The organism is Salinibacterium sp. NG22 (assembly GCF_015864925.1).
Lineage (GTDB): Bacteria > Actinomycetota > Actinomycetes > Actinomycetales > Microbacteriaceae > Rhodoglobus.
In genome coordinates, this window is sequence record NZ_JADYWG010000001.1 from 246,434 (window position 1) to 266,453 (window position 20,020).

Sequence of the window (20,020 nt, forward strand, 5' to 3'; positions counted from 1 at the left end):
TACGCAATTGACACACTCGAACATATGTTCGAATATGAACAGGTGTCCCCTGTATCCGCCTCCGCCACTTCAGCGACCGCTGAAGAGTTTTCGGCTGGGCGAGAAGCCCGTGTCGGGAGCACACTCACGGCGGCAGAACGCGTCGCTGAATTGCAGTCCCGCATCAGCCAGATGCAGTCCCGCACGCTGAGCTCAACGCTCATTCCCACGCATCCCGCTATTGCGTCGTTACTACCTGGCGGCGGTTTGCAGCAGGGCAGCGTCTACTCGGTCGATAGTTCGGCGATGCTCATCATGACACTCTTAGCCGCTCCCTCCGCAGCAGGGTCGTGGTGTGCTGTCGTGGGGATTCCCGAGTTTGGGATCGAAGCTGCTCAACGATTCGGGGTCGATCTTGAACGACTCGTACTGGTGCCGCATCCGGGTGACCAGTGGTTGGCGGTGACAGCAGCGATTGCTGACGTTGTGGAGGTCGTCGTCGCGCGCCCACCGGCACGGGCATCCGATTCTGCGGTGGCCAGGTTGGCTTCGCGGCTCAGGCAACGCAAATCAACGCTGCTCATGGTGGGGTCGTGGCCGCAGAGTGAGGCGATGGTGTCATTGGGCGAGAGCCAGTGGCACGGTATTGGCAACGGCCATGGGCATTTGGCTGCGCGTGAAGTGACGGTCACGGTGACGAGCAAGAATGCGGGGCGACCACGCAGCGCACGCATCTGGCTACCTGATGCTTCGGAACAAATTCGTGCTTATGGCGCGCCGGAGATGGCTCCTGCGCCGCTGACGCTTTTGCCGCAGCAGGTCTCGGCATGAATGCCAGGTCGGGGGCGTTGCCTGAGCCACTCCCCCGAGTTCTGGTCCTCTGGGCTCCGGATTGGCCCGTGGTTGCTGCGCGACAACAGGAGAAGTTGCCAGCGGATGCCCCGCTCGTCCTCATCGAGAATGGGCTTGTCTTTGCGGCGGCAGCATCTGCTCGCGCCGAGGGCATCACTCGCGGGTTGCGGCTGCGAGAAGCCCAGTCGCGGTTTCCGGGAATTATCGACCGACCCTACGATCCGGCTCTCGACAGTCGAGCGTTCGAACCAGTGCTTGCCGGGGTCGAAGAGCTGATTCCGGGAGTGCAGGTGTTGCGACCAGGCATGTGTGCCGTTCGCGTGCGGGGTGCTGCCCAGTATTACGGCGGAGAGAAAGCCGCGGCGTTGACTGTTGTCGATCGGGTAAATGAGATTGCGGTATCCGATGCACGGGTAGGCATCGCTGACGCCCTTTTCACTGCGGTTCACGCTGCGCGCAGCACCATTGCCGCAGACCCGCGTTCGCGAGGAGGGCGAGTGCGGTTGGTGCCCGCTGGCGGCTCTGCCGAATTTTTGGCGCCACTTCCGATTGCGGTATTAGAAGAGCCACCCATCGTGACGCTGTTGATGAAACTCGGCATCTCAACACTGGGTGAGTTTGCGAACCTCGATCGCTTCGACGTTCGCTCTCGTTTTGGGGAACTCGGCGGTCGACTGCACGCTCTTGCCAGCGGCCGGGATCCGCAGGCTTTTATCGCACGTACTCCCCCACTCGACCTTGACGTCGTGATCGACTTTGAACCTGCCCTTGATCGCGTAGATCAGGTTGCCTTCGGTATTCGCAGTCGCGCCGACGATTTTGTAGCGGGCCTTGTCCGGGCTCGACTGGTGGCGACCGCGATTCGAATCGAACTTGATTCAGAATCGGGTGAGGTCGCCGAACGGGTGTGGTTGCATCCGCGGTCGTTCAGCGCCAGCGATGTTGTTGACCGCGTGCGCTGGCAAGTGCAAGGGTCCAATCTCATCGAAGCCGGGCTCAGCTCGGGCATTAGCCGGGTGCGCATCGTGCCCGAAACAGTGGATGAGATCGGCAATCATGAGACGGGGCTGTGGGGGTCGGGGCTAGAGCCGCGCATCCATCACGGACTTTCTCGAGTGCAGAGCATGCTCGGTCACGGTGGTGTTCTTGTGCCCACGATTGAGGGTGGGCGAACTCTGCAATCGCGTCAACGGCTCACCGCGTGGGGCGACCGCAGCGTCACCGAACGATCACCACAACGACCGTGGCCCGGCGTCTTACCTGCTCCACTGCCGGGAACAGTCTTCTCCACCCGTCATGCCGTGCACGTGTTTGCCGAAGATGGCACCACGGTGTCGGTGGATGAGCGTGGCCACGTTGCTGCACCGCCCGCCCAATTTTCCACCAGCGATTCGCGTTCCCGCACCCTCACGGCGTGGGCGGGGCCGTGGCCGCTCGCTGAGCGCTGGTGGGAGGCTGATTCTCCTGGTCGTTCGTGGCGTTTTCAAGCTGTTGACGACACCGGCTGTGCGTGGCTGCTTGTGCTCGATGACGGCGGTTGGTGGGCTGAAGCGAGGTATGACTGATGGCATGGTCTAATCCACCCATACCGTGGCGGCAGCTTGAACGCACGCTGTCGGGTTTTGGCACCGTCACGCCGATTGGTGAAGCCGGTGATGGTCGAGCTATGTCGCTGGTCTCCAGCAAACGCGCTCCCTACATCGCTCCCAGCGCGCCGCCGACCGACGAGGCAGCCGCGGCGAGCCCGGACGCCACCGCCGTGCCGTATGCAGAGTTGCATGCTCACTCAAGTTTCAGCTTTCTCGATGGCGCGAGTATGCCCGAGAAGCTCGCAGAAGAAGCAGCGCGGCTTGGGCTGAGTGCTCTGGCTCTCACCGACCACGATGGGCTCTATGGAATTGTGCGCATGGCCGAGGCTGCCGCTGAATTGGGGTTGCGCACTCTGTTTGGCGCCGAGCTCTCGCTCGGGCTCAGCGGGCCCCAAAACGGTATAGCCGACCCCGAAGGCGATCATCTTCTCGTGCTTGCCCGAAAAGAGGAGGGCTACCACCGTCTTGCCTTGGCCATTACGCGAGCTCAATTGGCTGGCGGCGAAAAGGGGCGACCTCGTTATGATCTCGACGAACTCGCCGAGCTGGCATCCGGGCATTGGTTTGTGCTCACGGGATGTCGCAAGGGGGCGGTTCGTCGTGCGCTCAGCGGCCCCGAGGGTAATGGCGCTCCTACCACGGCATCCATGCTCGCGGCAGGAGCGGAGCTTGATCGGCTCAGTGAGTTATTCGGGCCAGAGGCGGTGATCGTTGAACTCTTCGACCACGGTTACCCGCTCGACTCCGCTCTCAACGATGCTCTTGTCGTGCTCGCGGCCGAACGCGGCTTGAGGGTCGTTGCAACGTCAAACGCTCACTACGCGACTCCTCGCCAGCATCACTTGCACTCGGCAATCTCGGCAGTGCGGGCTCGTCGCAGTCTCGACGAAATGGATGGTTGGCTTCCGGCTGCAGGCACAGCTCATCTGAGGTCGGGAGCTGAGATGGCTGCTCTTTTTGCGCGTTATCCCGGAGCAGTAGCGACGACAGTGGAGATCGCAGACGAGGCAGCATTCGAACTTCGGCAGGCGAAGCCGGCACTTCCTGATCAGGACGTTCCCGAAGGGCACACGCCCGCGAGTTGGTTGCGCGAGTTGACGTGGGCCGGAGTAAAAGACCGCTCTATTGAATTGTCGGAAGCTAACCGGGCACGCATTCAGCGGGAACTTGATGTCATCGAAGAGAAAAACTTCGCCGGCTATTTTCTGATCGTGCACGACATTGTCGCCTTTGCGCGCGGGCGCGGCATCCTGTGCCAGGGGCGCGGTTCGGCCGCCAGTTCTGTGGTCTGTTACCTGCTCAAGATCACGGCGGTTGACCCTTTGCGGTACAAGCTCCCGTTCGAGCGCTTCATTTCAGCGATGCGAGAAGAGGAACCAGACATCGATGTCGACTTCGACTCCGAGCGTCGTGAAGAAGTGATCCAGTACGTGTTCGAACGGTATGGGCGCGAGAACGCGGCGCAGGTCGCGAACGTGATTCAGTACCGTCCCCGGTTTGCGGTGCGCGATATGGCGAAAGCCCTCGGGCACAGCCCAGGGCAGCAAGATGCGTGGTCGAAACAGATGGAGCGCTGGGGCTCCGACGTTTCGGGAGTTGACCATGACATCCCCGATTCGGTCTTGGAGCTTGCCCAGCAGGTGATGAAGTTTCCGCGGCACCTCGGCATCCACTCTGGTGGCATGGTGCTCACGCAGCGACCGGTCGGTGAGGTCGTGCCGATTGAGCACGCGCGCAAAGACAAACGCACCGTGGTGCAGTGGGACAAAGACGACTGTGCGTGGATGGGGCTGGTCAAGTTCGACCTGCTGGGTCTCGGCATCCTGTCGGCGATGCAATACAGTTTCGATCTCGTTGACGAGGCGCTGGGCGAACGATGGGATCTTGCGACTATCCCCGCTGAAGAGCAGGGCGTCTACGACCAACTGTGTCGAGCAGATGCCATTGGCGTCTTCCAGGTCGAGAGCCGTGCTCAGATGGGGCTGCTGCCGCGTCTTCAACCGCGCGAGTTTTACCATCTTGTTGTCGAGATTGCGCTCGTGCGCCCCGGCCCGATTCAGGGTGGTGCTGTGCATCCCTATGTCCGTCGCAAGATGGGCGCCGAACCGATCACCTACCTGCACCCCAACTTGAAAGAGCCGCTCGAACGCACTCTTGGCGTTCCGATTTTTCAAGAGCAGCTGATGCAAATTGCGGTCGCAGTTGGCGGATGCTCGGCTGACGATGCCGATCTGCTCCGGCGGGCAATGGGGTCGAAACGTGGGATTGAACGCATCGACAAGCTGCGCACCAAGCTCTATGCGGGAATGGCAAGCAACGGCATCATCGACGCGGATGCCGACCGTATCTACGAAAGCATCCAGGCCTTTGCCGGGTTTGGCTTTGCCGAGAGCCACGCTTTGAGCTTTGGGCTTCTCGTGTACGCGAGTGCCTGGGTGCGGCTCCACTACCCCGCTGCGTTCTTGGCTGCTCTACTGCGGGCGCAACCAATGGGTTTCTATTCGCCGCAATCTTTGGTGGCGGATGCTCGCCGTCACGGTGTGGTCGTGCTGGGCCCTGACCTCCAGCGCTCGGGTGTCTTTGCCGGATTGGAAGCGTTGGGAGACGGGGTCGAGGCGACAGGAAGCGACCGCTGCCTCGATGCAGAACAACCTCCCGTTGGACCATTCGACCGTTCAGCGCCCTTCGATACCGACGACCACCGCCGTGACGGAGCATTTGCGGTCCGTCTGGGATTTGACGAAGTAAAGGGTGTCGGAACGGCGATTGCGGAGAAAATTGTGGCCGCACGGGAGTCCGGCGAGTTCGTGTCGATGAATGATCTGGTGCGGCGGGTTGGTCTCACGACGAAACAATTGGAGGCCTTGGCAGCGGCGGGAGCTTTCGACTCTCTCGAGCTCACTCGTCGTGAAGCAATGTGGAATGCGGGTAGCGCGGCACAGGATCGCGAGGAGTATCTTCCCCACAGTATGGTCACCGTTCAGCCGCCACTTTTTTCGATGTCGAGCCCGGTGGATGATCTGATGGCCGACCTCTGGTCTACGGGGATTTCGCCGGCAAGCCATCCGGTTGCCCATCTGAGGTCGGCCCTGAGCGCGCGAGGAATCCTGAGCGCAACCGACCTGATGACCGCTGAATCCGGGCGTCGTATCGAAATTGGCGGTGTTGTCACTCATCGCCAACGTCCCGCAACGGCCAGCGGAATCACGTTCATGAACATCGAAGATGAGACCGGCCTTATCAATGTTATTTGCAGTGTTGGAGTCTGGGGGCGCTACCGTCGAGTGGCTCGTGACAGCGCAGCGCTCATCGTTCGTGGCGTTCTTGAACGCTCCGTTGACGGTGTGATTAATGTTGTCGCAGACCGCTTTGAACCGCTTTCGGGGCTCCCCCACACCCGATCACGAGATTTCCACTGATGACGACTTCATTACCGTTATGTGACTTTTTCGAAATAGATGACACATGCAGGGCTTTCCTGATATAGCCTTAGGCCATCGTTCATGTTCTAGACAAAGGCATGAATGAGGCCTCGACTGTCGGGGCCTGAGGAACGCTCCTGGAGGAGTTTTAAATGGCACTAGGTACCGTCAAGTGGTTCAACGCAGAAAAGGGCTTTGGATTCATCGCCCCCGAGGACGGAAGTCCTGATGTGTTCGCCCACTACTCGGCCATCGCAACAAATGGCTACAAGTCGCTCGACGAGAACCAAAAGGTTGAGTTTGACATCACACAGGGACCCAAGGGTCCCCAGGCGGAGAACATCCGCCCCCTCTGATCTTGATAGTTCAGTAATGAGAACGCCCCCGGTCCTATACCGGGGGCGTTTTCTTGTTAACAGACGGATGCACGACTAACCACACGCGCAGCACCCGGCGGTCTTCGCGTCTCGCCCGGCGAAACGCACAACGCGACACCTGTGAGGCCTCGCTGCTAGCGACTAGTGCATGCCCTTACGCAGGTAATCGATGCGGGTCTGCAATTGCGTCACCGTAGCCTGAGCAACCGCAGGACCGCCACAGACGCGACGGAGTTCCGCGTGGATCAATCCGTGCGCTTCGTTAGAAAGCTTCGCTCTGCGGCCCACGAGGTTGTTCAATAGGGTTCGCTGTTCTTTGAGCGTGCGGTACAGGGGCGGCGGCTGTTCTTCCTTGGGGCGACTCTCGGCGCGTTTCGACTGGCGCTTTTGGCGCTGCAGCAAAAGTTCGCGCACTTGCTCTGGCTCCAAAATGCCGGGAAGCCCAATGAAGTCGAGCTCTTCGTCGCTGCCCGGTTCGGCGGCAAAACCAAACTCGGCGCCGTCGAAGAGCACCCGGTCAAAGTTTGCTTCGGACTCAATGGCTTCCCAGGTGAACTCGTCGGCGAGTTCATCGCTGGTCTTCTCTTCACGGTTCTCTGCATCGAGAAGGCTGTCATCGAGCAGGTCATCGGGCGACTCTTTGCGATCGAGAGCGTGGTCGCGCTCTTTCTCGAGCTTGCCGGCGAGATTCATCAGGTTCGGAACGCTCGGCAAAAAGATTGATGCTGTCTCACCGCGGCGACGGGTGCGCACAAAACGACCAACAGCTTGAGCGAAATACAACGGGGTAGATGCCGAGGTCGCATACACGCCGACGGCAAGTCGCGGAACGTCGACACCTTCAGACACCATGCGCACGGCCACCATCCAGCGACTATCGCTTTCGGCAAACTTCTCGATGCGCGACGATGACTCTTTCTCGTCGGAGAGCACGATCGTGGCGGACTCCCCCGTGATGTCCTTGATGAGTGTGGCGTAGGCGCGAGCGGTGAGCTGGTCGGTCGCAATGACGAGCCCTCCGGCATCAGGGACCGAATGCCGCACTTCGCTGAGGCGACGATCTGCCGCCCGCAACACCGCCGGCATCCACTCGCCCTTGGGGTCAAGAGCTGTGCGCCACGCCTGCGCGGTGACGTCTTTAGTGTCGCCTTCACCGAGGCGGGCTTCCATCTCGTCGCCCATGCGGGTGCGCCAGCGCATTTTGCCGGCGTAGGCCATGAAGATGACCGGACGAACAACGCCGTCTTCGAGCGCGCGACCGTAACCGTAGTTGTAATCAGTGACCGAAGTGCGGATGCCCTCATGATTGGGCGCATAGGTCACGAAGGGAATCGGGGCGGTGTCGCTGCGGAACGGGGTGCCGGTGAGCGAGAGCCGCCGGGTGGCACGGCCAAACGATTCGCGGATGGCATCGCCCCAGCTGAGGGCGTCTCCGCCGTGATGCACTTCATCGAGAATCACGAGGGTGCGGGCCGAATCTGTGATTTCCTGATGCAGCGACGCCTTCATGGCGACTTGGGCATAGGTGACGGCGACACCGTGGAAACGGCGACCACCCCACGCGTCTCCATTGGAGAACGAGGGATTGAGGCGGATTCCGACGCGGTTGGCGGCGTCGGCCCATTGGCGTTTGAGGTGATCGGTCGGCGCCACGACGGTCACACGATCGATTTCCCGTCTGGCGAAGAGTTCAACGGCCAGTCGGAGTGCGAATGTGGTCTTTCCTGCACCCGGAGTTGCGGCGGCAAGAAAGTCGCGGGGCTCTTTCTCAAAATAGAGATCGAGGGCTTCTGCCTGCCACGCTCGCAATTTGGATGCGGTGCCTCGGGCGGCTCGTTCAGGGTACGACGGTGAGAGGTGTTCCGCCGCGAAGGTGCCCACGGTGGGGCCAGGCAATGGAGTGCTCACTTGATAAGACTTTACCGTTCTCTACTGACAACTGAGTTCGTGTTCGGAGCGTTTCGGGCCTGGGGGCGTGAAAAGCGCGAGCGATTAGTCGCGTTGACCTAGGCGCGGCCGTTCTGAACGTTGCGAGCCCAGGAGACGCGCTGGTCCAATGGCACCGGTTCCGAAGCGAGCGGATGCCGCTTCCATGGCCTCTTCGGCGTCTCGCCATCCGTCGGTGGTGTCCCACAAACTCAGCTGTCCGCCGCCCGGTTCGACGAGTTGCTCACCGCGCACGCCGACAAGGCGTACGGGGCGACCTTCGCGAGCGAAGTCGGCATACACGTCTCTCACGGTCTCGTAAATGGTCCGGCCGAGATCGGTGGGGGCGGGCAATTTCTTCGACCGGGTGATTGTGCTGAAGTCTTCGAACCGAAGCTTCAACACCACGGTGCTCGCCTCCATTCCAGCGCCTCGTAACCGTGCGGCAACCTTCCCGGAGAGCCGGAGCAATTCGCGGCGGATCTCATCGGCATCTAACACGTTGTACTCAAAGGTCGTCTCGTGGCCGATGCTCTTCTCCGCGGCACGTTCAACGACGCTGCGGGGATCGTTGCCCCAGGCGAGGTTGTGGAGCTTCACTGCGCCAGTTTCACCGACCGCGCGCGTCAGAGTTTCTCGGTCTGCATGGGCGATGTCTGCGATTGTGCTGAAACCACGCTGCTGCAGCGACTCAGCAGTCTTGCCGCCGACGCCCCACAGGGCGGTGATGGGCAGCGGATGCAAGAATTCGATCGTCTGGTCGGCAGGAATAACCAGCAGTCCATTGGGCTTAGACAACCCCGACGCAACCTTCGCCACGTACTTCGATGCGGCGGCCCCTACCGAACAGACGAGGCCGGTCTCTGCAAATACCCGCCGGCGCAGCAGCGTGGCTACCTCGATGGGTGAGCCGTAGATGGCACGTGCGCCCGCGACATCCAGAAATGCTTCGTCGATGCCCAGCCGTTCCACCTTGGGTGTGAGCTGGTCGCAGATATCGAAGACGACGGAAGAGAAATGTTGATAGCGCTCGAAATGTGGCTCTAGGACGATTGCATTCGGGCACCGGCGCAGGGCAAGGGCCATGGGCATCGCAGAATTGACGCCGTACTTGCGAGCTTCGTAGGTCGCAGCTGTGACCACTGAGCGAACGGAGTTGTGTCCCACTATGACGGGCTTGCCGATGAGCTCGGGGTGATCGAGCAGCTCGACGGAGGCGAAAAACGCGTCCATGTCGACGTGCAGGATGGTGGCAGTGCTGTCGTCAACGCCCGGCGCGGTTACATGCCGCGTGCGACCGTCTTGCTTACCCATAGCGCCATTGTCGCAGGTGGCTCTGACGGTGAGGACAAGACTCGGACACCGTCGCCGGAGAACCGCGGCAACGACAGAAAAGGGGCGGTGCGCCGAAGTGCACCGCCCCTTTTACCCAAGAGTGTTTAGCGACGTGAGCCGCGCGTGATCAGTCCATAGAGGAAGAGCACGAGCACTGAGCCGCCGATGGCTACGAGCCACGTTTCGATGGAGAAGAACTCTTCGAGGCCAATGCCAAAGATGGCGCCTCCCACGAATCCTCCGACGAGTGCTCCAACGACACCCAGAAGGAGTGTTGCGAGCCAACCGCCGCCCTGGCGTCCGGGCAAGATTGCCTTAGCGATAGCTCCGGCGATGAGTCCCAGTACGATCCAGCCGATGATTCCCATTGTGTGTTCTCCAAACGGTTGTTAAGTGGTCTTCGGTATGAAAACCAACAGAGAAGAGATAACCACGTGCCCTATCCGGGGGTCAAAGCAATACAGGCTGTTCACAGGAACCACCCGGGTAGCGCACAGGCAGATTTTGAGACAGGCTAGACGTATGCAAGAACAACACCCGTGGAGCAGATATGTTGCCATCGGAGATTCCTTTACAGAGGGCATCGGCGACCCCGAACCCAACTCCCCCGGCGGTAACCGCGGGTGGGCTGACCGCGTTGCGGAAGTGCTCGGCGCCCACAAACCAGACTTTGCGTATGCCAACTTGGCAATTCGCGGTCGGCTGCTCAACCAGGTTGCCGCTGAACAGCTCAAGCCGGCAATGGAGCTCAAGCCTGATCTCATCACCGTCTCCGCTGGCGGCAATGACATCATCCGCCCAGGTTCGGATGCCGATGAGGTCGCTCAGCGCGTAGATACTCTCGTCGAGCAGCTTCGCCGGGACGGCGCGACCGTCGTGCTTTTTACCGGCCCTGATATCGGGATGACTCCCGTCCTCAATCGCATGCGCGGCAAGGTTGCCATCTACAACGAAAACATTCGCGCTGTAGCCCAACGCCACGATGCCGTTGTCGCCGACATGTGGGCCCTGCGCGAACTCGGCGACCCACGCATGTGGTCACCCGACCGCCTCCATTTCTCCCCCGTTGGTCATCACACGGTGGCTCGCATGGTGCTCGACTCGCTCAATGTTGCCAACGAACTTGAACCTTTCCGGCCTGAGCCGCTTCCTCCGCGTCTCTGGCGCGAAGCGCGCGTCGAAGACATTGGCTGGGCGCGTGAACACCTTGTGCCGTGGGTGTTGCGTCGAATCCGTCACCAGTCGTCGGGCGACAACGTCACAGCGAAACGACCGGGCTTCTAAACGTAAGCGCCCCTCACGGACTCTAGGAGGCCCGTGAGGGCATCAACGCGCGCCACAGCACCCGCGTGGTCAGCGCACCGCTAGTGAGCGGCTGGAGACGAAACGAGGGCCCCTGCCATTGGCAGGGGCCCTCTTTTCTTATGTTTCTTAGCTCGCTACCCGGTGTAACCGGTGCGGCCGGCTGCGGGGCAGTCGAAGGGATCACCGTCAGCGCTCAGGCCGACTTCGTTGAGGTGGCGAATCACTATGCCGTACGAAGTGACGAGTCCGACCTCGGTGTACTTGATGTCCTTGGTCTTGCAGTACTCCTTCACCATTTCAGCGGCGAGAGGCAAATGCGGACGCGGCATCGTGGGGAAAAGGTGGTGCTCGATCTGGAAGTTGAGTCCACCCATGAAGTGGTTCATGAACACACCACTACGGATGTTGCGGCTCGTCAGAACTTGACGACGCAGGAAGTCAACCTTCGACCCCTTGGGCAAGATCGGCATTCCCTTGTGGTTGGGAGCGAACGATGCGCCCATGTAAAGCCCGAAGATTCCCATTTGAACGCCCAAGAAGGCAAATGCCATGCCGAGCGGGAGGAAGCTGAACACGACGGCAAGGTAGCCGATGTTGCGCACGAGCAAGAGGCTGATCTCGAGCCAGCGCTTGTCGACCTTCTTCTTGAAGTTGAAGACCTCTTGGAAAGCGTGTGAATGAAGGTTGAAGCCCTCAAGCAAAAGCGCTGGGAAGAACAGGTAGCCCTGGCGCTTCGCCATGAACTTAGTCATACCCTTGAGGCCGACAGTCTTTTCCTTCTGGAAAATAATGAAGTCAGTCTCAATATCAGGGTCTTTATCGACCGTGTTGGGGTTCGCGTGGTGACGCGAGTGCTTGTTCATCCACCAGGCGTAGCTAATACCCACGACGAGGTCGGACATAAGCCGCCCCAGAGTGTCATTGAGCTTGCTGGACTGAAAAACTTGGCGATGCGCCAGTTCGTGTGTCAAAAATGCGTATTGCGTAAAAATGATGCCCATCGCCGCGGCGATCAACAAGATGTACCACGTGCCGGCAAGCATCGCGAAACCAACCCAAGCGGCGGCCATAGCGACGGTAATCACGGCAAAAGTGATGATGTAGAAGCGTCTGTTGCGACGCAACAGACCTGCTTCGCGAACGGTGCGCAACAATGATGCGAATTCGCTCATCGGGCTACCGACTCCGCGGGGCCCAGTCTTGATGATTCGTGTGGGATCGGCTGAGAGAGAACTACTCACGTGACCTCAGATGTTTTGAATGACTTCCCAGCCATTTGTCAATCGAGCAGGTGCTCCAGATGCACTCCACCTTATCGCGACCTCCTGTGAGTGCCGTGTTTATTCCATAACTAAAACAAACTTTGTGGGTTTGTGAGCCTCCACCAGGCCCCTGGATCATCGATTTCGTTGCTAAACACCAGTGGGATCTCGAAGGTTTCCGTGCCGACCTGCACGTGAAGCGTGCCCGCGTTTTCCCCGGCCGCAGCAAGGCGAACAGGGGCAGCTTCCACTGTTACGGAGATCTCATCCTCGCCCCACACCACAGCCGTAACGGTCGACGCAGCGATCGCAGCAGACTCATCGCCCCACGGCGTGTCATAGTCCGCGAACTCTTCCCCATCTGTCGCCACTTCAACTTCGGAGAACCCGGCAGTGGCATCCGCAATGAGCTCGCGAATCGCCGCATTGATCGTGGGGTGGTCTGGCCCGCCGACGACCGCGCCAACCAGGGTGATGACTTCATCACCAACGGTCACGTCGGCGGAGAACAGAAGGCAGGACCACCCCACGTCGAGAGTTCCCGTCTTGATCCCGTCGACGCCGTCGATGCCGAGAAGTTGGTTGCTGTTGTGAACTGCACCGATACCCGGAATGTCTGCGGATGAGGTCGATACGATTTGCGCGATGACCGGATTCTCGATCGCCAAGCGCGCGATTTCAGTGAGGTCGCCCGCCGTGCTTCGATTCGTTTCCTGAATTCCGGATGCTTCTGTGAGGGTCGTATTTTCGAGGCCGTTGTCAGCCAGCCACGTTGCCGCCGCGGCGACGAACGCTTCCTCAGAGCCAAATGCCCAGTGCGCGAGTGATTGAGCATAGTTATTGGCTGAGGGGAGTAAAACAACAGTCATGACGTCGCGTTGAGACAGCTGCTGGCCGTCATAGACCGGTGAAACCGACCCGTATTGCGCGAGCTGTTCGTAGTAGTAGTCGAGGTCGGTCGGTCCGAACGTAATGGTCGGGCCCGCTTCATCCACCTCAAGCGGTTTAGCGTCGAGCACTACAAGAGAGGTAATAATTTTCGTAATCGATGCGATGGGAACCGCATCAGTGCTGCCCGCTTGCGCGAGCACGCCGGGGCGGTCGAGGGCGCCGATCGCCGAGGCGCCATAGCTGGGAAGAGTGAGTTCGGGCTCCGTTGGCACCGGTGCATCAAGGGGGAGAACGTGGGCCGAAACCTCGTCGAGCGGCGCGAGTAGCGTCAGCGGCAGATAGAACGCTGTCGCCAGAACGGCACCAACAACAGCAAATACGACAATACGACGGCGACGGAAGATTTGGCGTTGAGTCAGCGGCACCGGATAACGCTAACAGGTGAAGCTATGGCGGTGGCTAGCGTGCTCGAAGCATGTACATACCCACTGCGCTGGCGGCGGCGACATTGAGCGAATCGACGCCGTGCATCATCGGAATCTTGACGACGGTATCGGCCGCTTCGATCGTGCTCAGAGAAAGACCATCGCCCTCTGTCCCCAAGATCAGCGCAACCTTCTCAGGGGCATCAGCGGCGAAGGTATCGAGGTCGACGGAGTCATCGTTGAGGGCGAGTGCTGCGAGATGGAAGCCAGCGGCCTTGAGATCGGCCGCGTCAGCAGGCCAGTTCTGGAGGCGAGTCCACGGCACTTGAAGAACCGTTCCCATGCTGACCCGCACGCTCCGCCGGTAAAGCGGATCGGCGCACCGTGGCGTAATGAGCACGGCGTCCGCTCCAAGCGCAGCGGCAGAGCGGAAAATTGCACCGACGTTGGTGTGATCAACGATGTCTTCCAGGATGACGATGCGGCGCGCATCCGCCACTAGATCGGCAACGCTGGGAAGGGCAGGACGGTGAATGGATGCCAGGGCGCCGCGGTGCAGATTGAAGCCCGTGAGCTGTTCAAGCAGCTGCGACTCCCCCACGTATACCGGAACCGGAGAATCTCCGAGCAACTCGGCCACGTCGTCGAGCCACTGTTCGAGAACGAGTACCGCGCGTGGCACATGACCGGCCCGAAGTGCACGCGCAATCACTTTGGACGACTCGGCAATGTAGAGACCGCCAGCCGGTTCTGTGCGGCGACGCAGAGCAACATCCGTGAGGTTGGCGAAGTCGCTAAGGCGAGGATCGGAGAGATCGGTTACCCGAATGACGTTCACGGTGTGTTCCCTACTGTGCGGTTTCGCCATCAGGTGAATCTGAAATGGCAGAGGACGAGCCTGAAGTGCTTACGCTTGGAGAGTGAACACACTCCCGATCAGCAACGAAATCGATCGTGCTGCAGAACTGCTTCAGGGCAAGGTCATTAGCGTACTCACCGGCGCTGGAATTAGCACCGATTCAGGCATACCCGATTATCGCGGTGAAGGCGCCGCGGTGCGCAATCCGATGACTTTTCAACAGTTCCAGAGTTCGCCCGATTTTCGCAAACGCTATTGGGCGGGTAGCCACCTTGGCTGGAAACGCTTCGCTTCTTCGACGCCGAATGAGGGCCACGATGCCCTTGCCGAGTTTGAACGCCGAGGGATCAGCAACGGCATCGTGACTCAGAACGTCGATGGTTTGCACTTACGCGCTGGCTCCACCCGTGTTGTTGATGTGCATGGCAGCATCGATCGTGCTCGGTGCTTGCGGTGCGGACAGTATTTTGCCCGCACTCCCCTAGCGGCCCGTATCTCTGAACTGAACCCGTGGCTCGAACAAGATGACTCTCACACGCTTAATCCAGACGGCGATGCTGACGTGCACAATGTCGATGACTTCGTGATCCCCGAGTGCACCGTCTGCGGCGGCGTTCTGAAGCCGGATGTCGTGTTCTTTGGCGAGTTCGTTCCCACGAGAAAATTCCAGCTGGGTGCCTCGCTCGTGGACCAATCGGATGCCATGATCGTCGCGGGGTCATCTCTCGTCGTCAATTCCGGCATCCGCCTTGTTGAGCGAGCGATGCGCAAGAAGATCCCCCTTGTCATCATCAATCGTGGAGTGACCAAAGCCGATAAGCGCGCCGACGTTAAGATCGATGGTGGCGCTTCCGCAGTTCTTGGCGAACTTGTGGAGCGCTTAGCTGCCTAGCAGCGCAGATCGCCCGAGTGTTCTGTGCTGATCATTGTGTTGTGAGCGGAGCGTTGTGTTCATTTATCTCGTGCGCCATGGAGAGACTGACTGGAATCTCGAGCGTCGCATTCAGGGCAGTACCGACATTCCTCTCAATGACACGGGTCGCGAGCAGGCACGCACAACTGGGCAACTTCTTGCTCGCCGTCAGTGGGACGGTATCTTCGCGAGTCCGCTCTCACGGGCGATGGAAACCGCAGAGATTATTGCGGGCATCGTCGGGCTTCCTGCTCCCCAACCCGTAGCCGCGATTGTCGAACGCAACTATGGTGTTGCCGAAGGCTGCACCGATAGTGAAATCGATGCCCGTTATCCGACCGACGTTGAGGTTCCTGGCCGAGAGCCACGCGAGGATGTAGCGAAGCGTGTGGTTCCCGCTCTCGTTCGTTTGGCCGAGCACCATCACGGCGAGTCAATTATCGTGGTGGCTCACGGCGGAGTCATCGCGACGGTGCTCGCCACGGTCGCTCCGGGGCACCCCCACGGACGAATCGCCAACGGCTCAGTGCATAGCTTCCGCCACGACGAAGGCACACTGACGCTCATCGATTTCGATGACCCCATCGAAGAGGAATCAGAACGCCAGGGCGGCGACGACTTCGCAGCACAGAACGCCCTAGCTCGACGCGAGGGTGACGGGTAGCTTCTCTCTAACCGTTCTTTTTCGCCTCGCGGGCAGCTACGGCATCCTGAAGGACTTGGTAAAGCGTTGCGGCACCCTTTTGCCAAGTGAATTCTGCAGACCGTTGCCGAGCGGCGGTTGAGCGCGCTTGCCAGGTAGCGGGATCCTCGAGGGCTTTGACTTCCCGTGCTAGTTCTGAAGTTTTGTCTGGGTTGAAGAATCCGCCGGCGGGGCCTGAAACTTCGCGGAAGATCGCCGTATCGCTGACGACCACCGGCGTGCCAAGAACCATCGCCTCAACCTGTGGGAGGCCAAAGCCTTCATCGCGAGATGCTGTCACAAGAGCGGTCGCCCGCGAGAGTGTCTCCGAGTAGACCTCGTCGCTTGCTCCGTTGTGGAAGATGAGGCTCGACTCCGGCGCGAGTGCTGTCAACTCTGCCTTCGTCGTCTCGTCTACGCGGCTCATCAGGTGCAGGGTGTAGCCGGGCAGATCGTGGAGTGCACGAGCAATCAGCCCCACGTTCTTGTACGGCATATACGAGCCCATGTAGACGAGTTCGCGAGTCGTCGGTGCCACCCGGGGAACGTATTCGGCTGGACTATCGGTGCCAAGAGTCACGACGGCAATGGGGTTGCGCGTGAGGTTATGCTCCAGCATCTGGTCACGTGTCGTCTGGGAATCGGAGACATGGGCATCTGCTCTGTTCAAAAGTGCCCGTTGGAAAGCCCAGGTCAGATGATACGCACGCCACATCACACGCACTGCCCACGGCAGGTTGCGAGGCGGAGTGGGGTGCTTGTAGTAGATGAGGTCGTGCACTGTCGTGACGAGAGTGTACTTGCGACCGAACGGGCCCATCGTCTGCATGGGGGTGAACACGACATCCGGCTTCAACTTATTGACCTGCAGGGCAACGAGCGGTTCTAGGATGCCCGTGGGTGATGAGACCAGTTCCCAGGGCAAGTCAGGCAGCAGCTCAAGTTGGCGCTTGTCGGAAACCAACATCGTCACGGGGTGCAGCTTGCTCAATTCCTCGACGAGGCGCGCCCCATAGCGGCTGATGCCGTCGTGGCGGCCGATGCGCGTGTAGCGGCAATCAAAAATGATTTTCATGAGGTTGGCTCCGCAACTGTTCCCGCATTCAGGAACCTAACGATCAGTTCGGCGGCTTCGCGCGGCCGTTCGTAGTGGATGAGGTGGCCAACGTTGTCGAAAATTTCGAGCTGTGAGTCAGCGAAGAGCGTGTGCAGTCGCTCCTGAGCAGGAACGGGACTGATGGGGTCATTGCGAGCCCCGATCAAGAGCGTGGGAACGGTGATCTCCGAGGCAAACATGCTGACGTCCGATCCGATGGATGCCTCGAAGGCTTCAAGCAGGCTGTCGCGATTGGCATAACTGCTGAAGTGCGCGTGGTGCTGGTGATGGACCCAGCGTCGAAGTTCTGGGTCGTGAGTCTTCACCATGGCAAGACTCATCACGCGCACGACGAGCCAGTTGCTGAGCATTGGCGCGCCGATCGCGTGCGGCAGAGCCCGGGCGAGTTGATAAAACCAGAGCGTTATCTTGCTGAGCACGCCGTTGGGCCCCGAGAGTGCCGGCGCTGCGATGGGATTGACGAGAATGAGCCGTGGCGTAACAAGGCCACGGGCAAGTGCGGCAGAGACCACAATCGATCCGAAGGAATGCCCGAGAATAATGGCGCTCCCGTTGAGGTCGAGTCCTTCGACGAAGCTCTGAAGCCAGAGCGCATACCCCTCGATGTCGTGTGCCCGACCGCTGAGCGGCTCGGACGCACCGAAACCCGGAATGTCGGGACTGATGATGCGGATGCCGCGAATGTGAGCACAGACTGCCTCGAGGCCGTGGTGGTCGCCCCGAAAACCATGCACCAGAACCAGAACGGTGTCGGCATCTTTCGGGCCGTACTCCCAGTAGTGCGTTGATGAGCCGAGCACTTCAACAACGGAGTGCCTCGCCGGGGTGGCGTCGAGCAGTGCTCCGTACGGCGATGCTGGTCTCATTCGAACAATCTTATGCAGTGTGCCGGTGGTTGCTGACATCCTGGCTTCGAATGCGTTGCCCGGCGAGTTCGACGCCGCAACTCCGCGAGCCGAGTTCCCGGTGTCAGTGTCTCGCCCTACGCTGAGTTCATGAGCAACTCCGGCACCTTAGCCACCTTCGATCTTGAAACCACTGGCGTCGACGTGGAGACCAGTCGCATCGTCTCCGCCTGTATCGCCCTCGTCGATGAGGTGGGAGTGGTGACGTCTCGGTGGGATTGGCTCGCCGACCCGGGCATTGAGATTCCGGATGGCGCTGCCGCGATTCACGGAATTACTACTGAACGAGCACGAGCTGAGGGTCGAGACGCGGCGACTGTCGTCGCTGAGATTGCGAACACGTTGAAAGACACGTGCGCACAGGGCATTCCCCTGGTCGTCTACAACGCGCCATACGATCTTTCGCTGCTCGACCGCGAATGTCGCCGGCATTCAATCGAGGGCCTTGCGGAGCCGTATATCGTCATCGATCCCCTGGTTATCGACAAAGGCGTTGATCGTTACCGCCGGGGCAAGCGCACTCTCGAAGCGACCTCGGCGCTGTACGGTGTCACTCTGGACGATGCGCACGACGCCGGCGCCGATGCGATCGCTGCCGCCCGCGTTGCTCAGGCCTTGCTCCTGAAGTACACGGAGCAGCTCAGCATTCCATTTGGCGAATTGCACGCGCTGCAACAGCGCTGGTACGCCGAGCAGTCGGCAAGCTTTCAGGAGTTCATCCGCAGGTCCAAGGGCGACGAGAGCTTCGTGGCGAACCTGGAGTGGCCAGTACGCTCGTTCCCGCAGTAGCGCTCCCCCAGCCTTAATCAGCAATGCGCAACGTTCTGTGGAACGTTGCGCATTTTCTGTGGTTGCTGTTGCTGCCGCACGGTGACGGTGCACGAATGAGGTCGTGCCGTTAACGACTGAAGGCGACCGGATAACCGATCGCCTTCAGGAAAAACTGGGTGTTACTAGTTGCCGAAGCCCTTGTAACGGTTCTTGAACTTCTCAACGCGTCCTGCGGAGTCCATGATGCGCTGCTTACCCGTGTAGAACGGGTGCGACTCGGAGGAGATTTCGACGTCGATGACCGGGTAGGTGTTTCCGTCTTCCCACTCGATCGTCTTCTCGCTCGTCACAGTTGAACGAGTGAGGAACGTGGAGCCAGACGCGAGGTCGCGAAAGACGATGGGCATGTATGTGGGGTGGGTCTCGGACTTCATTGGATTTCCCTGGGTTCTTGAATAAATAAAAGACGTAGGCGGTCACGCGGACCGACACACAAGCCTATCAGAGGATTAGGCAGCACGCGCGGTGTAGCGGCCGGAGTCTTTTGTGATGATGAGTTCGAGACCGAAAGCGGCACTCAAGTTCTCTGACGTAACAACGTCATCGATCTTACCCGCGCTGTGCACGGAACCCTTGGACAAAACCAGCGCGTGGGTAAATCCTCGCGGAATCTCTTCCACGTGGTGCGTCACCATCACGATTGCTGGCGCGGTATCTGCCTGAGCGTAACCGCTCAGGAGTTGAACTAGTTCTTCACGCGAGCCGAGGTCGAGGCTTGCTGCCGGCTCATCGAGCAAGAGCAGTTCTGGGTCGGTCATCACGGAGCGTGCAATCTGCACCCGCTTTTGTTCGCCATCGCTCAGATCGCCGAACCGACGTTCTTCCAAGTGCGAGAGACTCCACTCGGCGAGCACGCGACGTGCACGACGCACGTCGACATTCTCGTACTGCTCGTTCCAGCGACCCGTCACCGAGTATGCAGCGGTCAAGACAACATCGAGAACACTCTCGTTGCCGGGAACGCGGCGGGCAAGAGCGGTCGAGGCGAAACCAATGCGCGGACGCACATCAAATACATCGGAGGCGCCAAGAGTGCTGTCGAGCACCGTGACCTCTCCCGAACTTGGATGAATCTGAGCGGCGGCCAGCTGCAACAGCGTGGTCTTGCCTGCCCCATTGGGACCGAGAATCACCCACCGATCGGAAGCTTCTACACTCCAAGAAACAGAGTCGAGGATCGTATTGCCACTACGAGTGACGGTGACGTCGGAGAAGGTGAGAACGCTAGCCATGATGTGTTCATCCTATTGCTTTGCTGGCTCCCATGGGCGAGGCAACGAGGGCGATCCCGATAGTCTGACGAGTGAAGTCGTGCGGTTCTCGAAACCCACGACATGAACCGTCGATTGA

The 20,020-nt window shown here is 59.9% G+C and carries 18 protein-coding genes; 8 read left to right on the forward strand and 10 right to left on the reverse strand.

From position 1 onward, the window contains the following. The first annotated feature begins 24 nt into the window (after positions 1-24). From I6E81_RS01265 to I6E81_RS01280, 4 genes are all read left to right on the forward strand, one after another. Positions 25-810 carry a hypothetical protein gene (locus tag I6E81_RS01265; protein ID WP_231603836.1) on the forward strand — a complete coding sequence of 262 codons (786 nt, stop codon included), beginning with the start codon at positions 25-27 and terminating at the stop codon, positions 808-810. After that, on the forward strand, positions 807-2,396 hold the full coding sequence (locus I6E81_RS01270) for a DNA polymerase Y family protein (RefSeq protein ID WP_197105614.1): 1,590 nt from the start codon (positions 807-809) through the stop codon (positions 2,394-2,396). The genes I6E81_RS01265 and I6E81_RS01270 overlap by 4 nt, the downstream gene beginning before the upstream one ends. After that, positions 2,396-5,839, forward strand: a complete 3,444-nt coding sequence (locus I6E81_RS01275; RefSeq protein ID WP_197105615.1) for an error-prone DNA polymerase — start codon at positions 2,396-2,398, stop codon at positions 5,837-5,839. Before I6E81_RS01270 ends, I6E81_RS01275 begins: the two co-directional genes overlap by 1 nt. A gap of 155 nt (positions 5,840-5,994) precedes the next feature. Beyond that, positions 5,995-6,198, forward strand: a complete 204-nt coding sequence (locus I6E81_RS01280) for a cold-shock protein (RefSeq protein WP_100389010.1) — start codon at positions 5,995-5,997, stop codon at positions 6,196-6,198. Between the two features lie 162 nt (positions 6,199-6,360). Here I6E81_RS01280 and I6E81_RS01285 read toward each other — a convergent pair whose 3' ends face one another. The 3 genes from I6E81_RS01285 to I6E81_RS01295 all read right to left on the reverse strand — a co-directional run bounded on the left by I6E81_RS01285 (position 6,361) and on the right by I6E81_RS01295 (position 9,848). After that, a complete protein-coding gene (locus tag I6E81_RS01285; RefSeq protein ID WP_197105616.1) occupies positions 6,361-8,127 on the reverse strand; it encodes a DEAD/DEAH box helicase in 1,767 nt (588 codons plus the stop codon). Positions 8,128-8,211: 84 nt separating this feature from the next. After that, on the reverse strand, positions 8,212-9,459 hold the full coding sequence (gene dinB, locus I6E81_RS01290) for a DNA polymerase IV (protein ID WP_197105617.1): 1,248 nt from the start codon (positions 9,457-9,459) through the stop codon (positions 8,212-8,214). 125 nt (positions 9,460-9,584) lie between these two features. After that, positions 9,585-9,848, reverse strand: a complete 264-nt coding sequence (locus I6E81_RS01295) for a GlsB/YeaQ/YmgE family stress response membrane protein (RefSeq protein WP_197105618.1) — start codon at positions 9,846-9,848, stop codon at positions 9,585-9,587. 154 nt (positions 9,849-10,002) lie between these two features. Between I6E81_RS01295 and I6E81_RS01300 the strand changes: the two genes are divergently transcribed. Continuing rightward, positions 10,003-10,764, forward strand: coding sequence for an SGNH/GDSL hydrolase family protein (locus tag I6E81_RS01300; protein ID WP_197105619.1), 762 nt, complete (start codon positions 10,003-10,005; stop codon positions 10,762-10,764). A gap of 155 nt (positions 10,765-10,919) precedes the next feature. On the opposite strand, the gene I6E81_RS01305 is transcribed toward I6E81_RS01300, so the two are convergent. From I6E81_RS01305 to I6E81_RS01315, 3 genes are all read right to left on the reverse strand, one after another. Beyond that, positions 10,920-12,026, reverse strand: a complete 1,107-nt coding sequence (locus I6E81_RS01305) for an acyl-CoA desaturase (protein ID WP_197105620.1) — start codon at positions 12,024-12,026, stop codon at positions 10,920-10,922. A gap of 110 nt (positions 12,027-12,136) precedes the next feature. Further along, positions 12,137-13,363: a D-alanyl-D-alanine carboxypeptidase gene (locus I6E81_RS01310; protein WP_307784076.1), complete on the reverse strand. Its 1,227-nt coding sequence runs from the start codon at positions 13,361-13,363 to the stop codon at positions 12,137-12,139. 34 nt (positions 13,364-13,397) lie between these two features. Beyond that, positions 13,398-14,201 (reverse strand): RNA methyltransferase, encoded by an 804-nt coding sequence (locus I6E81_RS01315; protein WP_197105621.1) that lies wholly within the window; start codon positions 14,199-14,201, stop codon positions 13,398-13,400. A gap of 82 nt (positions 14,202-14,283) precedes the next feature. On the opposite strand from I6E81_RS01315, the gene I6E81_RS01320 reads away from it, so the two are divergent. Beyond that, positions 14,284-15,114: a Sir2 family NAD-dependent protein deacetylase gene (locus I6E81_RS01320; RefSeq protein ID WP_197105622.1), complete on the forward strand. Its 831-nt coding sequence runs from the start codon at positions 14,284-14,286 to the stop codon at positions 15,112-15,114. 55 nt (positions 15,115-15,169) lie between these two features. Next, positions 15,170-15,799, forward strand: coding sequence for a histidine phosphatase family protein (locus I6E81_RS01325; RefSeq protein WP_197105623.1), 630 nt, complete (start codon positions 15,170-15,172; stop codon positions 15,797-15,799). A gap of 7 nt (positions 15,800-15,806) precedes the next feature. On the opposite strand, the gene I6E81_RS01330 is transcribed toward I6E81_RS01325, so the two are convergent. Together I6E81_RS01330 and I6E81_RS01335 are read right to left on the reverse strand one after the other, a co-directional pair. Beyond that, positions 15,807-16,892: a glycosyltransferase family 1 protein gene (locus I6E81_RS01330; RefSeq protein WP_197105624.1), complete on the reverse strand. Its 1,086-nt coding sequence runs from the start codon at positions 16,890-16,892 to the stop codon at positions 15,807-15,809. Then, positions 16,889-17,800 (reverse strand): alpha/beta fold hydrolase, encoded by a 912-nt coding sequence (locus tag I6E81_RS01335; protein ID WP_197105625.1) that lies wholly within the window; start codon positions 17,798-17,800, stop codon positions 16,889-16,891. The genes I6E81_RS01330 and I6E81_RS01335 overlap by 4 nt, the downstream gene beginning before the upstream one ends. Before the next feature lie 129 nt (positions 17,801-17,929). Between I6E81_RS01335 and I6E81_RS01340 the strand changes: the two genes are divergently transcribed. Beyond that, positions 17,930-18,628, forward strand: coding sequence for an exonuclease domain-containing protein (locus I6E81_RS01340; protein WP_197105626.1), 699 nt, complete (start codon positions 17,930-17,932; stop codon positions 18,626-18,628). A 164-nt stretch (positions 18,629-18,792) separates the two neighbouring features. Here the strand turns inward: I6E81_RS01340 and I6E81_RS01345 are convergent, their stop codons facing one another. Both I6E81_RS01345 and I6E81_RS01350 read right to left on the reverse strand, forming a co-directional pair. Beyond that, complete coding sequence (locus I6E81_RS01345; RefSeq protein WP_197105627.1) at positions 18,793-19,044, reverse strand: type B 50S ribosomal protein L31; 252 nt, start codon at positions 19,042-19,044, stop codon at positions 18,793-18,795. A 75-nt stretch (positions 19,045-19,119) separates the two neighbouring features. Continuing rightward, positions 19,120-19,902 carry an ABC transporter ATP-binding protein gene (locus I6E81_RS01350; RefSeq protein WP_197105628.1) on the reverse strand — a complete coding sequence of 261 codons (783 nt, stop codon included), beginning with the start codon at positions 19,900-19,902 and terminating at the stop codon, positions 19,120-19,122. Between the last annotated feature and the right edge of the window lie 118 nt (positions 19,903-20,020).

Coding starts and splice junctions, on each gene's coding strand:
- I6E81_RS01265 (WP_231603836.1), top strand. CDS start 25: ATGTTCGAATATGAACAGGTGTCCCCTGTATCCGCCTCCGCCACTTCA.
- I6E81_RS01270 (WP_197105614.1), top strand. CDS start 807: ATGAATGCCAGGTCGGGGGCGTTGCCTGAGCCACTCCCCCGAGTTCTG.
- I6E81_RS01275 (WP_197105615.1), top strand. CDS start 2,396: ATGGCATGGTCTAATCCACCCATACCGTGGCGGCAGCTTGAACGCACG.
- I6E81_RS01280 (WP_100389010.1), top strand. CDS start 5,995: ATGGCACTAGGTACCGTCAAGTGGTTCAACGCAGAAAAGGGCTTTGGA.
- dinB (WP_197105617.1), bottom strand. CDS start 9,459: ATGGGTAAGCAAGACGGTCGCACGCGGCATGTAACCGCGCCGGGCGTT.
- I6E81_RS01295 (WP_197105618.1), bottom strand. CDS start 9,848: ATGGGAATCATCGGCTGGATCGTACTGGGACTCATCGCCGGAGCTATC.
- I6E81_RS01300 (WP_197105619.1), top strand. CDS start 10,003: ATGCAAGAACAACACCCGTGGAGCAGATATGTTGCCATCGGAGATTCC.
- I6E81_RS01330 (WP_197105624.1), bottom strand. CDS start 16,892: ATGAAAATCATTTTTGATTGCCGCTACACGCGCATCGGCCGCCACGAC.
- I6E81_RS01335 (WP_197105625.1), bottom strand. CDS start 17,800: ATGAGACCAGCATCGCCGTACGGAGCACTGCTCGACGCCACCCCGGCG.
- I6E81_RS01340 (WP_197105626.1), top strand. CDS start 17,930: ATGAGCAACTCCGGCACCTTAGCCACCTTCGATCTTGAAACCACTGGC.
- I6E81_RS01345 (WP_197105627.1), bottom strand. CDS start 19,044: ATGAAGTCCGAGACCCACCCCACATACATGCCCATCGTCTTTCGCGAC.
- I6E81_RS01350 (WP_197105628.1), bottom strand. CDS start 19,902: ATGGCTAGCGTTCTCACCTTCTCCGACGTCACCGTCACTCGTAGTGGC.